This is a genomic window from Pseudomonas sp. B424 (genome assembly GCF_055408345.1).
The window spans coordinates 66,741-81,868 of the sequence record NZ_JBUZTL010000016.1 but is presented as its reverse complement, the minus strand read 5'-3'; the positions used below and the strand labels follow the sequence as shown (position 1 = coordinate 81,868).

General features: G+C 57.3%; 11 protein-coding genes. 6 read left to right on the top strand and 5 right to left on the bottom strand.

All coding sequences use genetic code 11. The features are described from left to right. Window positions 1-16: 16 nt before the first annotated feature. Window positions 17-1,864, top strand: coding sequence for a polyurethane esterase (locus ACZRMS_RS17915; protein ID WP_463996374.1), 1,848 nt, complete (start codon window positions 17-19; stop codon window positions 1,862-1,864). A gap of 38 nt (window positions 1,865-1,902) precedes the next feature. Here ACZRMS_RS17915 and ACZRMS_RS17910 read toward each other — a convergent pair whose 3' ends face one another. Then, on the bottom strand, window positions 1,903-3,537 hold the full coding sequence (locus ACZRMS_RS17910) for a methyl-accepting chemotaxis protein (RefSeq protein WP_463996373.1): 1,635 nt from the start codon (window positions 3,535-3,537) through the stop codon (window positions 1,903-1,905). A 280-nt stretch (window positions 3,538-3,817) separates the two neighbouring features. Here ACZRMS_RS17910 and ACZRMS_RS17905 point away from each other — a divergent pair, with 280 nt between their 5' ends. Together ACZRMS_RS17905 and ACZRMS_RS17900 are read left to right on the top strand one after the other, a co-directional pair. Beyond that, window positions 3,818-4,648, top strand: a complete 831-nt coding sequence (locus tag ACZRMS_RS17905) for an undecaprenyl-diphosphate phosphatase (protein WP_463996372.1) — start codon at window positions 3,818-3,820, stop codon at window positions 4,646-4,648. Between the two features lie 35 nt (window positions 4,649-4,683). After that, on the top strand, window positions 4,684-5,082 hold the full coding sequence (locus tag ACZRMS_RS17900; protein WP_463996418.1) for a DUF1294 domain-containing protein: 399 nt from the start codon (window positions 4,684-4,686) through the stop codon (window positions 5,080-5,082). A gap of 3 nt (window positions 5,083-5,085) precedes the next feature. Here the strand turns inward: ACZRMS_RS17900 and ACZRMS_RS17895 are convergent, their stop codons facing one another. Both ACZRMS_RS17895 and ACZRMS_RS17890 read right to left on the bottom strand, forming a co-directional pair. Beyond that, window positions 5,086-5,430 (bottom strand): MmcQ/YjbR family DNA-binding protein, encoded by a 345-nt coding sequence (locus tag ACZRMS_RS17895; protein ID WP_463996417.1) that lies wholly within the window; start codon window positions 5,428-5,430, stop codon window positions 5,086-5,088. Window positions 5,431-5,435: 5 nt separating this feature from the next. Next, a complete protein-coding gene (locus ACZRMS_RS17890) occupies window positions 5,436-6,344 on the bottom strand; it encodes a LysR substrate-binding domain-containing protein (protein ID WP_463996371.1) in 909 nt (302 codons plus the stop codon). A gap of 124 nt (window positions 6,345-6,468) precedes the next feature. Here ACZRMS_RS17890 and ACZRMS_RS17885 point away from each other — a divergent pair, with 124 nt between their 5' ends. After that, a complete protein-coding gene (locus ACZRMS_RS17885; protein WP_463996370.1) occupies window positions 6,469-7,080 on the top strand; it encodes an FMN-dependent NADH-azoreductase in 612 nt (203 codons plus the stop codon). A gap of 150 nt (window positions 7,081-7,230) precedes the next feature. Beyond that, window positions 7,231-8,262, top strand: a complete 1,032-nt coding sequence (locus tag ACZRMS_RS17880; RefSeq protein WP_463996369.1) for an alpha/beta hydrolase family protein — start codon at window positions 7,231-7,233, stop codon at window positions 8,260-8,262. A gap of 33 nt (window positions 8,263-8,295) precedes the next feature. Here the strand turns inward: ACZRMS_RS17880 and ACZRMS_RS17875 are convergent, their stop codons facing one another. Next, a complete protein-coding gene (locus ACZRMS_RS17875) occupies window positions 8,296-8,688 on the bottom strand; it encodes a tail fiber domain-containing protein (RefSeq protein WP_463996368.1) in 393 nt (130 codons plus the stop codon). Window positions 8,689-8,945: 257 nt separating this feature from the next. Continuing rightward, window positions 8,946-10,133 carry an MFS transporter gene (locus tag ACZRMS_RS17870; protein ID WP_463996416.1) on the bottom strand — a complete coding sequence of 396 codons (1,188 nt, stop codon included), beginning with the start codon at window positions 10,131-10,133 and terminating at the stop codon, window positions 8,946-8,948. A gap of 304 nt (window positions 10,134-10,437) precedes the next feature. Here ACZRMS_RS17870 and ACZRMS_RS17865 point away from each other — a divergent pair, with 304 nt between their 5' ends. Further along, window positions 10,438-15,093 (top strand): dermonecrotic toxin domain-containing protein, encoded by a 4,656-nt coding sequence (locus ACZRMS_RS17865; protein WP_463996367.1) that lies wholly within the window; start codon window positions 10,438-10,440, stop codon window positions 15,091-15,093. The last annotated feature ends 35 nt before the right edge of the window (window positions 15,094-15,128 follow it).

Genomic DNA, 15,128 nt, shown 5'->3' with positions numbered 1-15,128 from the left:
CGAGGAGAGAAAAACCATGGCGATTTTTGACTACATGGATGTGGGATCAAACGTTTCAACGGCTCTCGTTAAAGATGCTCTGGCGATCACCCTTTACAGCTATCACAACCTGGACAACGGCTTTGCCGTGGGCTACCAGAAAAACGGCATGGGCACCGGGCTCCCTGCCACGCTGGTCAAGGCCGTGCTCGGAGGGACCGACTCACAGGGGGTAGTGCCGGGGATTCCCTGGAACCCGGACTCGGAAAAACTCGCCCGCGAAGCCGTGGAAAAAGCCGGCTGGACCCCCATCAGTGCAGAGCAGTTGGGTTACGCAGGCAAGGTTGATCAGCGCGGCACCTTCTTCGGTGAAAAGGCCGGCTATGGCACTGCTCAAGTGGAGATCCTCGGCAAGTACGGCGCAGATGGCCAACTGACGGCCATTGGCATCGGCTTTCGCGGCACCAGCGGGCCGCGGGAGTCGCTGATCACGGACTCCATTGGCGATGCCATCAGCGATTTGCTGGCCGCTGTCGGACCGGGGGATTACGCCAAAAACTACAGCGCCAATGCCTTCGACTCGCTACTGGGCAAAGTGGCCGCCTTTGCCGGCGCCCAGGGTTTGGCGGGCAAGGATGTACTGGTCAGTGGCCACAGCCTCGGCGGTCTGGCAGTCAATAGCCTGGCCGATCTGAGCGCCGATCACTGGTCGGGTTTTTATCGCGATGCGAATTACATTGCCTTCGCTTCACCCACCCAGAGTGAAACCACGTCCAGCGTGCTGAATATCGGCTACGAGAACGATCCGGTATTCCGCGCTCTGGATGGCTCGGACTTCAATCTGTCGTCCTTGGGGGTACACGACGCGCATCAGCCGTCTGCCACCAACAACATCGTGAGCTTCAACGATCACTACGCCTCAACGGCGTGGAACCTCATGCCCTTTTCGATCGCCAATGTCTCGACCTGGGTCACGCATTTACCCAGCGGTTACGAAAGCGGGATGACGCGGATTCTCGACTCGGCGTTCTATGACCTGACGGGCAAGGACTCGACCGTCGTGGTTGCCAACTTGTCGAATCCGGCTCGGGAAAACACCTGGGTTCAGGATCTGAATCGCAACGCCGAGCCCCACAAGGGCAGTACGTTCGTTATTGGCAGCGACGGCAACGACCTGATTCAGGGCGGGCGCGGCAATGACTTCCTGGAAGGGCGCGAGGGTAATGACACTTTTAGGGACAGTGGCGGCTATAACTTGATTCTGGGCGGTAAAGGCATCAATACCCTGGACCTGCAACAGGCCATGAGCCGCGTGGAAGTGGTCAATGACGGCCATGGCACCCTCTATGTGCGTGATGAACACGGCGGGCTCAGCATTGCCCGGGACATTAACCTGTTGGCAACGCAAGAGCCGGGCTGGCTGGGGATGAGCAAAGCCGTGGTCCACCGGGTGACCGATGACGGCTTGTGGTCCGGCAATAGCCGCAGTGATTACACCGCTGCGGTGAAGGCGGGGCCCGGGGACAGCACGCTCAAGGCCGGTGAGCACGGCGACTGGCTACTGGGGCAGGGCGGCAACGATCATCTGATCGGTTCGCGGGGCAACGATGTGTTTATCGGCGGCGCGGGCAATGACCTGCTGGAGTCGGGAGGCGGGATCAATACCTTCGTCTTCAGCGGGCATTTCGGCAACGACACACTGTTGGGCTACCAGGCTACCGATACGCTGCTGTTTATGGGAGTTGATGGCGGTTACAACGCTGACTACCGGGCCCATGCCAGTGCATCGGGGCACGACACCGTCCTGAGTTTTGGCAATGACTCGGTGACGCTGGTCGGTGTCGGGCTGGCCTCGCTGGCAGGCAACGACATTGTGATTGCTTGAGGCGGGGCAGGCTGCAAGTTTGCAGCCTGCCCCGGCTTTCACACCCTGAACTGGCGCAACAGCCCATTGAGTTGCACGCTCAGCTCCTTGAGGTGCGCACTGGCAACGCTCGATTGCTCCGCCGCCTGGGCGGTGCCTTGGGACAGCTCTGCGGCCCGGGTCACGTTCTGGTTGATGTCTTCCACCACGTGGGCCTGTTGCAGCGTGGCGCTGGCAATGGACGCATTGAGATCATTGAGGTTGCTCAGGGCCAGGCCAATGCTGGTCAGACTCTGCCCGGCCTGGGTGGCCTGCTCGATGGTCAGCTGCGAGGCACGGCTGCTGCTGCCGATCACATCCACGGCGGCCTCGGAATGCTTTTGCAAACCTTCGATCATGGTCTGGATTTCGGCCGTGGATTTTTGCGTGCGCTGGGCCAGCAATCGCACCTCGTCAGCCACCACCGCAAAGCCCCGGCCTTGCTCGCCTGCCCGCGCTGCTTCGATCGCTGCGTTGAGGGCCAGCAGGTTGGTTTGATCGGCAATCGAGCGGATCACTTCAAGCACGCTACCAATCTCGCTGCTTTGCGTGGCCAGGGTGCGGATCACCTCTACCGCCTGATGGATGGTGCCCGACAGCTCGCCGATCTGCTGCAGGCTGGTGTCGATGTTCTGCTGGCCAAGGTCGGCTTGCGACCGTGCGCCGCGCATTTCGCTGGCGGCGTGTTCGGCGTTTTTGGCCACTTCTTGCACGGCGTAGGTCACTTCGTTGATCGCCGTCGCCACCTGATCCATTTGCAGGGCTTGCTGCTGGCTGCGTTGCTGGGCGTCGGTCGCGTCGCTGCCCAGCTCTGTCGAAGACTGTTCCAGGGCAGTGGCGGTGGCCTGCAGATGGCTGATCACATTGCGCAACTTGGCGGTGAAGGCATTGAAGTGCTGCGCCAGCAAGGTGACTTCATCCCGGCCATGGGTATCGAGGCTACGGGTCAGGTCGCTTTCACCGCTGGCGATATTGGCCATGGCCTGCACGGCTTCTTGCAACGGGCGCACGATGCTGCGGGCAATCAGCGTCACCAGTAGCGCCATCACCAGTGCAATGCCCAGGCCTGCCCAACCGGCCTTCCAGGCCTGGGCCCGGAATTCGGCCTGCATGTCGTCGATATAGACCCCGGAGCCGATCACCCAGCCCCAGGGTTCGAACAGTTGCACATACGAGGTTTTTTGCACCGGTGCTTCGGCCCCCGGTTTTGGCCAGCGATAGTCCACCATGCCGGCACCTCGGGTTTTCGCGAGGCTGGCCATTTCGTTGAAAATCCCAAAGCCGTCGGGGTCCTTGACGGTCGACAGGTCCTTGCCGTCAAGTTTGGGGTTGGTGGGGTGCATGACCATGAAAGGGCGCAGGTCATTGATCCAGAAGTAGTCGTCCTGGTCATAGCGCAACTGGCTGATCACGGTGAGCGCCTGCTGTTGCGCGGCCTCACGGCTCAAGCTGCCGGCGGTTTCCAGACCGTGGTAATACCCGAGCACGCCACTGGCCGCTTGCACCACATGCCGGGTTTTCTGGGCTTTGCCGTCATACAAATCGTCATGTATCTGCTTTAGCATCAATAAGCCCAACGCCAGCAGCATGGCCATGGCCACGATCAAGATCAGCCATAAACGTCGGCTGATGGACAACCCGCGCAGGGTACTCATAAGTAGTCACTCCGTATTTTTCTTGTTGTGGTGATTCACTGAACAACTTTCAGACTTGTCTGTCAGACGACACCGAAGCTATGTCATAGCAGCGAAAGTGGAACGTGTCTGATAGGATCTCGGCCGAAATTGGCAAAGCTTCATCTTTATTGATTTCTGACAGTTTTTTCACGCCGCTGTGGTGAACATGGCACACCTGTAACCCACTCTACGGCAGCGGTTGCAAACACCTAATCATGACTAATCAGCTCTGCATGAGGCAGGGCTTTATGGGGGAATAATGGATCTTTGGACTGCCGCTCAGGCGTTGATACTGGGCGTGGTAGAGGGCTTGACGGAGTTTTTGCCGATATCGAGCACTGGCCACCAGATTATTGTGGCCGACTTGCTGAATTTTGGCGGCGAGCGGGCGATGGCGTTCAACATCATCATCCAGCTGGGCGCGATTTTGGCTGTAGTCTGGGAATTTCGCCGCAAGATCATCGACGTTGTCGTAGGTTTGCCCACCAAACCCGAGGCGCGGCGCTTTACCACCAACCTGATCATCGCGGTGATGCCGGCGGTGGTTCTGGGGGTGATTTTCGCCGACGTGATTCATGAATACCTGTTCAACCCGATTACTGTTGCTACGGCATTGGTCATCGGCGGCATCATCATGCTGTGGGCCGAGCGTCGCCAGCATGTGATCCGCGCCGAAACAGTGGATGACATGACCTGGAAAGACGCGGTGAAAATCGGTTTTGCGCAATGCCTGGCGATGATTCCCGGTACTTCGCGTTCCGGTTCGACCATTATCGGCGGCCTGCTGTTCGGTTTGTCGCGCAAGGCGGCCACCGAGTTTTCATTCTTCCTGGCCATGCCAACCATGGTGGGTGCGGCGGTGTACTCGGGCTACAAATACCGTCATCTGTTCCAGCCTGACGATTTGCCGGTGTTCGCGATTGGTTTCGTGACCTCGTTCATCTTCGCCATGATCGCGGTACGGGCATTGCTGAAGTTCATTTCGAACCATAGCTATGCCGTGTTCGCCTGGTACCGCATCGCGTTTGGTCTGCTGATCCTGGCTACCTGGCAGTTCGGCTGGATCGACTGGTCAGCAGCTGCCGCGTGAAAAAACAGGCCAAGGACCGGCGCGAGCATGTCGGCATGGGTGAGCGCAAGCGCCCGCCGATTCGCGGCTTGAAGCTCAAGCTGCTGATGTTCACGCTGCTCTGTGCGCTGCCCGTGGGCGGCTCGATAAGCTTGCTGCTTAACGGTATCAGCCGGGTGCCGTTGCTGGCCTATCTGGTTGCCAGCATTCTGGCGTTTGGCCTGTACTGGTACGACAAAAAGCAGGCCCAAACGGGCCAATGGCGCACGCCGGAGAATGTCTTGCACGGGGCTGAGCTGCTTGGCGGCTGGCCGGGGGCCTTGGTGGCGCAACAGATGTTTCGCCACAAAACCCGCAAGTTGTCGTATCAGGTATTTTTCTGGCTGATCGTCACGCTGCACCAGGTGGTATGGATTGACATACTGTTTTTGAAAATCACTTTTCAGAACCTGTAGCGATCAGAGCAGCAAACCGATCTGGCGTTTTTTCGCCAGCTTGCTGACCACCAACTGGTGGGAGCGACGCAGCAAGTCTTGCATCTCCTGCGCCCCCATCGGGTAGGGCGCTTGCATGTTGATCCAGTACGCCCGCGCCAGATACGGCGACGGGCGTATGCCTGGACGGTCTACATAACCCAGAAACAACTCTTTTTCGACCTTGAACGAAAGCCCGTCCTTGTTGAGGTTGAACAGGGCAAACATCTTGCTCTGGTCGACAAAAAACACCTGAACCCCGCCCCATTTAACCTCTTCCCGGGCACCGGGCAGGCCAAGGCAGAACTCGGCTACCTCCTGTTTGGTCATCACGCTCATAGCAGTTTGTCTCCACAACGTTCGAATGACTCGACCAAATGGTCGATCCAGGCCCTGACGGCAGGCATTACCCCGCGCCTGTGGGGGTACACCGCGTGCAACCAGCCACCGGGCAGGGTCCACTTGGGCAAGAGTTGAACCAGCTGGCCATTTTGCAGTTCCTGCTCGCAATACATCATGGGCAACACGGTAAAGCCAAGGCCTGAAAGGGTGCAGGCTTTGCGCACGATAAAGTCGTCAATCCCCAGCCGCGCCTCAAGCACCAGGTTGCAGGCCTTGCCTTGCTCATCGAGCATGCGCAAATGAACCATGCGATCAGGTTCAAGAGCTCCCAGCAGCGGGACGTTTTTCAGATCTTCCGGGCTGTGGATTGGCCACTGGCGGGCAAACTCGGGGCTGGCCACCATCACGGTCTGGGCCTGACGCAGGCGCCGCGTTACCAGCAACGGGTCCTCATCGCCTTCTTCGCGCACGCGCAAGGCCACGTCGATGCCTTCTGTGACCAGATCGACGCGCCGGTTGAGCAGGCTGACTTCCAGCTGCACAAGGGGGTAGGCCTGCAAGAATGTACTGATGACGCCAGGCATGAACTCATGGGCCAGGCCCACGGGGCACGAAACGCGCAAGCGGCCCCGGGGCTCGCTGGACATGCTGGCCACTGCCTCGTCGGCCATTTCTGCCTCCAGCAGCATGGCCTGGCAATGGCGCAGGTAACGCTCGCCCACCGCGGTGAGTTTGAGTTGACGGGTCGTGCGCTGCAGCAGACGGGCGCCCAGGCGCTCTTCAAGCTCGGCCACCCGGCGCGACAGGCGCGACTTGGGAATCCCCAGCAGGCGGCCCGCAGCGGCGAAACCACCGGCTTCAACCACCTTGGCGAAGTAATAAAGATCATTGAGGTCTTGCATGGCTGGCTCACTGTCCTACAGATGGGACGAACTATCGCATGATGCCTGACTTATCGTCGATTGCTTTCATCTATAGCATCACCTTCATCAGATCGCCCAGTGGCGGTCCTCATCGGAGATCACCATGAAACTTTTGCATATCGATTCGAGCATCCTGGGCGACAACTCCGCTTCGCGTCAGTTGAGCCGTGAAGTGGTCAAGGCCTGGCAGGCTGCCGACCCGGAGGTTGAAGTCAGCTACCGCGATCTGGCCGCCGAGGCCATTGAGCACTTTTCGGCTGCGACCCTGGTGGCAGCTGGCACCCCGGCAGAGCTGCGTGATGCAGCACAAAAACACGAAGCGCAATTGAGCGCTGACACCCTGGCGCAATTTCTGGCAGCTGACGCAGTCGTAATCGCGGCACCGATGTACAACTTCACCATTCCGACCCAGCTCAAGGCCTGGATCGACCGTATCGCGGTTGCCGGCCAGACCTTCCGTTACACCGAAGCCGGCCCCGTAGGCCTGTGCGGCAACAAGAAAGTGATCGTGGTATCGACCTCGGGTGGGCTGCATGCTGGTCAGGCTACAGGCGTGGCCCATGAAGACTACTTGAAAGTGATGCTGGGCTTTATGGGCATCACCGACGTCGAATTTGTCCGCGCCCACGGGCTGGCATATGGCGACGAAGTTCGCAGCAAAGCCATGAACGATGCCCATGCGCAAATTAAGCAGGATCTGTTCAGCGCCGCGTAAGCAATCTGCCCCGCTGCAACGACTAAACTCTGTACTCTGAACGTCTCCAGGGTACGGAGTTTTTTGCGTTTGGCTTGGGTTGTGCAGGGTTGAGGGTCAACGCTCTGGCATCGCCGGTTGCAAGCCACACGCCATCAAAGGTAAGCATCCATGATGCGTTTATGCGCGGTACTGGCACTGTTGCTGGCATATGGCCCATTCGTGGTGCAGGCTGAGCCGCAGGTCCACTGGAGTGTGGGCTTTCATCGTTTGAGTTTTCTCGACCCGCTGGACGATCAGCCCATGCGCGCCATCGCCTTTTATCCCTCTGCTGAAGCCCAAGGGCTGACTAAAATGGGCAGCTATGAGGTCGAGGCCACCGAAGACGCCAGGATTGCCATCGGCCGCTACCCGCTGCTGATGCTGTCCCACGGCAATACCGGCACGCCCCTGGCATTACATGACCTTGCAACCTCACTGGCGCGCAAGGGCTTTGTTGTGGTGGCGGTTCTGCACCCTGGTGACAACTATAAAGACCACAGCCGCCTGGGCACCCTGAGCAACCTGTATGGGCGGCCGATGCAGATATCCGCGGCCATCAGTGCAACCCTGGCTGATGCTGATATATCCCCCTATGTGCATGACGATCAGGTCGGGGTGATCGGCTATTCGGCGGGAGGGGAAACGGCGTTGATCCTGGCCGGCGCCGAGCCTGATCTGGACCGTTTGCGGCGCTACTGCCAGGAGCGACCGGAGGACCATGATGCCTGCACGACCAAGGGCGAGCTGATCGCCGATCGCGATGATCTGGTTCCTGTTTCTGATTCCCGTGTGCGGGCGCTGTTGCTGCTGGCGCCGTTAAGCCTGATGTTCGGGCGCCAAACCCTGGCGGACGTGCATGTGCCCGTGCTGCTGTACAGCGGCGAAAACGACAGTCTGGTGTTCCCCGATATGAACGCCGACGCCCTGGCGCGCAAACTGCCGATGGAGCCTGAGTTCAAGGTGATTCCCGGCGCGGGGCATTTTGTATTTATGGCGCCGTGTACCGACGAGCAAATGGCGGCAATGCCCGGGCTGTGTACAGATGCTGAAGGGGTCGATCGCGAAGATGTACATCGTGATCTGATTTATGAGGCAGGGCGGTTTTTCAGCAAGGCCCTGGGGCCTGTGACGGTTAGAACAACTGCATCGACCAGTCAGTAGGTTTGCCCTGCTGACTGGCTCAAGTGGAGACTATCAGTGCGCCTTGCTGGCTGCTTCCAGCTGTTTGATGCGCGCATCCATTTCGCGAACCGATTCGATCAACGGAGCAACCAGTTTCTCGTAGTCCACGCGCAGGTATTTTTTATCTTCGCGAATTAACTGCGGATAGACTTTTTGCACATCTTGCGCAATCAGCCCTACGTCCTCATGGCCACCGTTTTTCCAGTTGAACGTCACGCCCTGGAGTTGCAGCAGCTTGCTGGTGGAGTCGGTCAGGGGGCGAACATCAGTTTTCAGCTGTGCATCGCTGAAAGGGCAGCATGGCCAGCCATGGGGAGGGGCATTCAGGTCAACCTCTGCTTGCGCAACAGCGCTCAACCCAAAGTACAAAGCAGGAACAGCGATAGTTGTTATCAATGCACGCATTTTTTATTATTACTCTATAAGAATATTCAGTTATTGGTATAGGCAGCTTGTGCTGAGCTTATTCAGCAAGTCGAATATTGGCGTAAGAGATTTACTGCGCAATAGTAGCCATATGCCTGGAAGTATTCTTGATGTTTCAGAGTGGCTTTTTTGCCTGAAGATGTTGGCTGCTTTCTATCTTCAGGAGTTGATCTTGTTGTTTAAAGCTATTTCACACAGAGTGTATGCGAGGTTCTCTGTAAGTTAAGTTACTCAACTTATGAAGTTTTACGTAAGGATAAACCTACAGTAAGTATCAGCCCCAGAATACTTAGCAGTGCAGCACTGAAGAAAATCCACGGATAACCCATGTTTAATGCAATCGCGCCCATGATCGGGCCCGCGATGGCCAGTGCCAGATCGAAAAACACCGCATAGGCACTCAGCCCGGCCCCCCGGCTGGTAACGGGCACTTGCTTGACCGCCTCAACGCCAAGCGCCGGGTACACCAGCGACAGGCCAAAGCCCGTCAGGCCAGCACCCGCCAGGGCATAGGCAGGGCCGGGTGCCAACCACAGTAATGTCAGGCCGACAGTTTCGATGGCCATACAGGCAATCGCCACGGTGTAGCCGCCCAGGCGGTTGATGCTGTTGGTGAACACCAGGCGCGCGAGAATAAAGCACACCCCGAAGACCGACAGGCAATACGCAGCGCCGACCCAGCCGCGGTCGATATAAAACAGGGTGATAAAGGTGGTTAGCGTGCCGTAGCCAATGGAGGCCAGGGTCAGGCTGATGCCGTACGGAGCGATCAGGCCGAACACCGACCAAAAGGGCAGGCGTACGCCGCTTATCACCGGGATTGAAGGCTTTTTGCGAATCAGCAGCAGCGCGAGCAGTGCCAGCAGCAACAGTGTCACCCCCAGACTGGCGAAGCCCAGCTGGTCAATCATCACCACACCCAGCGGCGCACCTATGGCGATGGCGCCGTAGGAGGCAATCCCGTTCCAGCCAATGGCCCGGGCGGTGTGTTGGGAGCCGACCTGGCCGATGCCCCAAGTGATGGTGCCGACGCCGATCAGGCCCTGGGCGATACCCAGGAAAACCCGCCCGACAAGCAAAATGCCCAGGCTAAGCCATGGCCATTGCTCCAGCATGACGGCCAGGGTGGTGAGCACGCCGCTGATGGCGATCCCGATCAAGCCATAAACGATGGCCGGCTTGGTCCCCAGGCTGTCTACCAGTCGCCCGGCCGAGGGACGGCTGAGCAGCGTCGCCAAATATTGCGAGGCAATGGTCAGACCCGCGATCACGGCGCTGAAGCCCAATTGGTCATGGACATAACCGGGCAATACGGCAATCGGCAAGCCGATGCAGATAAACGCAATGAAGGTGTAAAACACGATCGACAGGATTTGCAGGGTAACCGACAGGGAACTCTCGCAGGGTGGGTGTTGCGCAGGCATAGACGAAGCATCCGGCTGACGGTCAATGACCGGCATGATGGCGCGGCCTCGGAATAAATGAAAGCAGGCTAACTATAAGCCTGGTGCCACAGAAGCGAAGCTTGATAGTCCTGCACCTCAACGGGATCGAACAACAGACCGCCACAGAGCCTACTTATGTAGCGCACTGACGGGCGTCCCATTGTTTTAAATCCGTTATCTGCTCATGCGCCTTTTTGAGGCCGGCCTGCAGATAACTTCCTCATGATGGATTTTTCCGATGCGCTCACTCCCATTGACGTCCGATTACCTCAGCCGCTTTGATGTGCTGAGCAGCTTTGCACGTAACAATTTCGCTCCACTGCCGACTCTCCAGCAGGCAGTGACACAGGCCTTTACCGAAGCACTGGCGCAACAATACCCCGGCCTGAACATTCAGGGCGCTGCGCTCAAGATCGCAGTGCCGTTGAGCACTCCCGAGCCGGCATACAACGCGCCTCGACGTTACCGCTTCATCACCCCGGCCCAGCTCATGATCGAGCGGTTTACCGGAGTGGCACAGAGAACGCTCAGGCAAGACGTTCACTGGTTGACCACCGATGACAATGCAGAGGCCCTCAGCCTGCTGGCCGTGAACATGCGGGATATGGAAAGCATGGTCGCCGACTGGACTCCCCAGGTAATTCCTCTTTTCAAACAGGCACTGGCTTGTTTCTGGGGCGAGTTGTCCGCAGCAGGGAAGAGCCCTCTGACCTGGCTGGGGCAAACCCTGAAGGCGGGTCTGTACAGCGCCGCCTTGAATACCCGGCGTACGCCGGCCCTGACTCAAAAGCAGCTCGACCTGGCCACGGAAGTCGTGCTGACAAGCCATAAGCAACACCGTTTGCGCCCCCGGGGTGAAGTAGTCAATCGCGCCTATGTTGTTGATATCGATACCACCCGCGAGGGCAGGCCCTGGCTTTTTCGACTGCCCGGCGTGGCTGTGCTTGAACGCGTGGAGCTCACGCAAACAACATGGTTGGCCTACACCCTCGAGGGCGGTATCGAGACGTTTGAGTCTCGGCAGGCATTTGCCGCGACCATCGCCAGCCGTCTACCGCAGCCTTTGCCAGAAGACGCCAGCTGGAGCTTCGACGAACCGGAAGATGAGTTCTTTGTCGCCCTCGCACACACCTTGCTGGACAAGCAACTGGAGGACATCACCGCGATGGCCGCGACGGCTCGGGCTGAACACTGGAGCGCGGCGCGACTCGAGCATGCGCTGGCAGGCCTTACGCAAATGTTCGATCTGTTCAGTGCCGGCGAACGCAGCCAGTTTGACAACGTGGCCGATAAATTCCCGGCCTGGCTTGACCGCGCCAATGCCGAAGATCAGTTGGCATACAGTGCTTTGCTGGCTGGCGAAGTAAGGCGGCAAAGTGAGGTTCAGGGGCATTCTTTTCTGGACGGTATAGATTCGCTGCCCGATTACGCCAGCCATCAGTTGCGCACCCGAATGCTTCAGGATCATCCAGACGCTTTGGGCCTGGACGTGGCCGATATTGAAGTGCACGACTTGAGTATCGAAAATCTGCAAATGGCCTGGTTGACCGAAGACGTCATGTCACTGGTCGACATGGCGTTGACCTACATCGGTGGAAAACCCCCGGGGTTTTTGTCTGTCAGGGGGCGCAATGGCGTGACGCTGCCGCCGTGGATGGATGCCGGTTACGCGAAGCGGCTGGTCATGGAACTGGACGTGGGCAGTTCTTATATTGCCTTGCTCAAGCGCGTTCTGATTGAAGACGAGCAGGTGGCCAACACCCGTCGGGTGTTGTTCAAGGATCAATTGCGCAATCAATTGCCCATGCTCGCGCTGGAGAAAAAGATCAAGAACGAATCCGCGATAACAGCAAGCGGCGTCGATATCGTTCACCAGTTGATGCGCCAAGACAGACTGTCAGCCACTGACAGTATTGTGATCAGGCCTCTGGAGTTTTCTCCTTATTCCTCTGCTCCAGTTGATACCGTGGCCAATATGTTCATTTTGGGTACACGCCAAAAAAATACGGGGCCATTCGTTCTGTATAGCCCGTTTAGCCACCAGGTCTTGCGCGAATTTGCCAGTTGGCCATCCCTGTTCGACGCGATCAGGCAACCCGGGGAACTGAACGACCATGTTATGGAATGGATGCCACCCCAAAGCCGCAAGTATTACGTGGATGGCGGCTTCGACAGGCCCCATCTTGAAAGCGTCATGCTGGAAGGCCAGTTGGCGTTGTTACCGCGCAGCCCGGCCACCCTGAGCGAGCGTGTGTTGGTGGGTGATCATTTTGAGTTTATGTACGACTCCAACACCTCTGCATTGGTGCAACTGGCGGATCAACAGTCGGTCAGTGTTTCCGAAAGGCGCTGGGCCCTCTTTAAACAATGTGCCTGGACACTGTTCAACGGCCTGACGTTTTTTATCAGTGGCCCCCTGGCGAAAGCCGCATGGCTTTTCCAGGTTCTGGTCAGTATCGATTCCGGCCTGCAGGCGCGGATCGAAGGCAACAAACCTGCAGCCTCGCAATCAGTTATCGATTTGCTGTTCATGATCAGCCTCACCTTGTTGCACCGAGGGCTCAAGTTCGAGGCGGAACGTCATCAAAGCCTGATGGAGAGGGCGATGGACGAACCATTATTTAGCGTTCCGGAGGAGAAAAAACTCCAGCCCGCATCAGCAACGCTTCGGGCAAGAGCCCCGGGCACGATCCCTGCCCACGGGCGAGAAGAGTATTCGCAGCTTGATTTTTCATGGTTTGGCGCGAGCCCTCAAATGACGGCTAACCAGGCTGTCGCCATACAAACGTTCAGCGTCAATGTGGATTTGAGCAAGGCCACGAAAATTGAAGTCGGGCCATACAAAGGGACTTACAACTATCTAGGCAAACGCTGGGTCAAGATAAAAGACGCTGTGTACAGGGTCAGTCGGGAGCCGGACGGCCTGGTTATTCAGGACAACAACAATGTCCTGCGCGTAGGCCCCTGGCTGCGCAGCGATGGTTTTGGTCATTGGGATTTTGATCTGCGGCTACGCCTGCGCGGTGGCGGGCCGAAAAAAAGCGTACAGGCCTTGCGTGAAGTAAAAGCCGAAAAGTTCAGAGCGCTTAACAGCCGCAGGTTAGCCCTGATCGAACAAAAAAAAGGCATAGAAGGGGTGATGGAACTGACAGCAAACCTGTTGAAATCTGCCACGTCGAGGCGTGTCGAATTAGTTGAACGGTATGAGGTGGAGTATCGGCGCTGGTACGCCAAGCAAAGTGAGTTACTTAAGCTGCTGGATGACATGAATGACCTGAGCAGCGCGGCTGCCTATGAACATGACAGAATTTACGGTTTGTCCGAGCTGGCCAGGTTCACCTTTGACTTGCAAAAGTTGATAGATGGCGAGTATCGAAAGTTGCCAGGCAGCACGCTGGCGTTTGATTTTTCAGATTCAAAGTTTCAGGCCATAGAGTCGCTTGCCGCAGGAGACAACCAGCACTATGAGAACATGATCGCCCGCCTGCAAGTTACCGAGTCATGGGAGAAAAAACTGGTCAGTACTTGCGCAACAGCCCTCGAAACCTTGCAGGAAATAGCCAAATTGAATACCACCCGTGACCAGAACTTGAAGCAGATTAACGCGATCACGAACAGGGACCCCGCGTGGCGCTACTGGAGTGTTGTTTATGTAAAGACGTTACTGGAATTGCTTGTCAGGCGTGAAAACACGGAGCTGACCCCCTTTGAACAACAGAGCGTGAATTATTTCGACAATACGAGTCTGTCTGAATTGGCCATGTCGCAAATCAGCCTGCAGGCCGATGGCAGGTTTTCTATTGAGGACCGCATAAAGTTCTTTGACAGCGCGCTGCATCAGTATGAGGTGGCGAGGCTGCAATGCCGCAATGTGCTGTTCATGCAATCCAATGCCTTTCGTCTTGAGTATGTAAGTTCATTGCTGGGCATGCTGGAACAGTTGAGCAGCCTTGCAGAAGTGAGCTTCAGCAACACCATCAAAACCCTCGAAAACCTTGTGGAGGAAGAGCCCGTTGCTTCTTCCAGCCAACAGCCATCCCAGGCTCAAAGCAGGCCATCTCCTTCGGCGAAACCCAGGAAAGTATTCCGAACCGACAAACAGCAAGTGTTGGTCGGCGAGGTGCGCGACCCCGTGGCCGGGGAGACCGGGGAGGTGGTTGATGTGATTGATTCCTTGAGCCATGTCAAAGTCAGCAGCTATCGCAACACAGGTGGGGAAAACTGGGTAGAAGTCGATGCTAAAACCCCGCCTGTGCCCAGGCGTGCCCCGCAGAGGCGGGCGTTGTCCAGGCTGGAATCCCAAGCGCAATTACACTTGGAACAAGTCGAGGGCACTATTCATCTGATCAGGTCTCAATCAAAAACAGCGAAAATCCCGCTGGAAATGGAAGACATTCTGGTCCGCAAGTCACAGACGTTGCTGGATACCGCGCGGGGCATTCAGGACATTTTGAGCGACGCTAACCTTGCCGAAGGCAGCATTTCTGAAGTCAGAGCCAGTGCCCTGAGGGGGACGATTGCCGAACTTGAATTGAAAGCCGAACGCTTGAAACAGGAAGGCCGCCAGATCCGCATCGACATGATCAAGGAGCAGCCTCCCACTGAGGAGCGGGTCGACTATTTGATGACACAGGGCGAAATCAATATATCGCGGCTGGGCGCCAGACGAGCTTTGTCCAGGGGGCCTCGAAAGGATTATCTGCAGGAGTACGAAATAAAGGACAAGTCGGGCACCCCGCTCTGGTATGCCCACTTTCATTACGACACCCAGGATGCCGCAGTGGGGTCTTACACCGCAGCGCATTTGAAAACCCTCGAACAACGAACAATGAGCGAGCGGGCGCTATACGCCAAAGCGAGAAACAGCTGGGATGTGATTGAGGTTTACCGGGGCAAGATCAATACCGCGTTGGCCAACAAACTGTTTATTGCCCTTTGAGCGTGCAGCCCCCATGGCTTAGGGACATGGCTGGC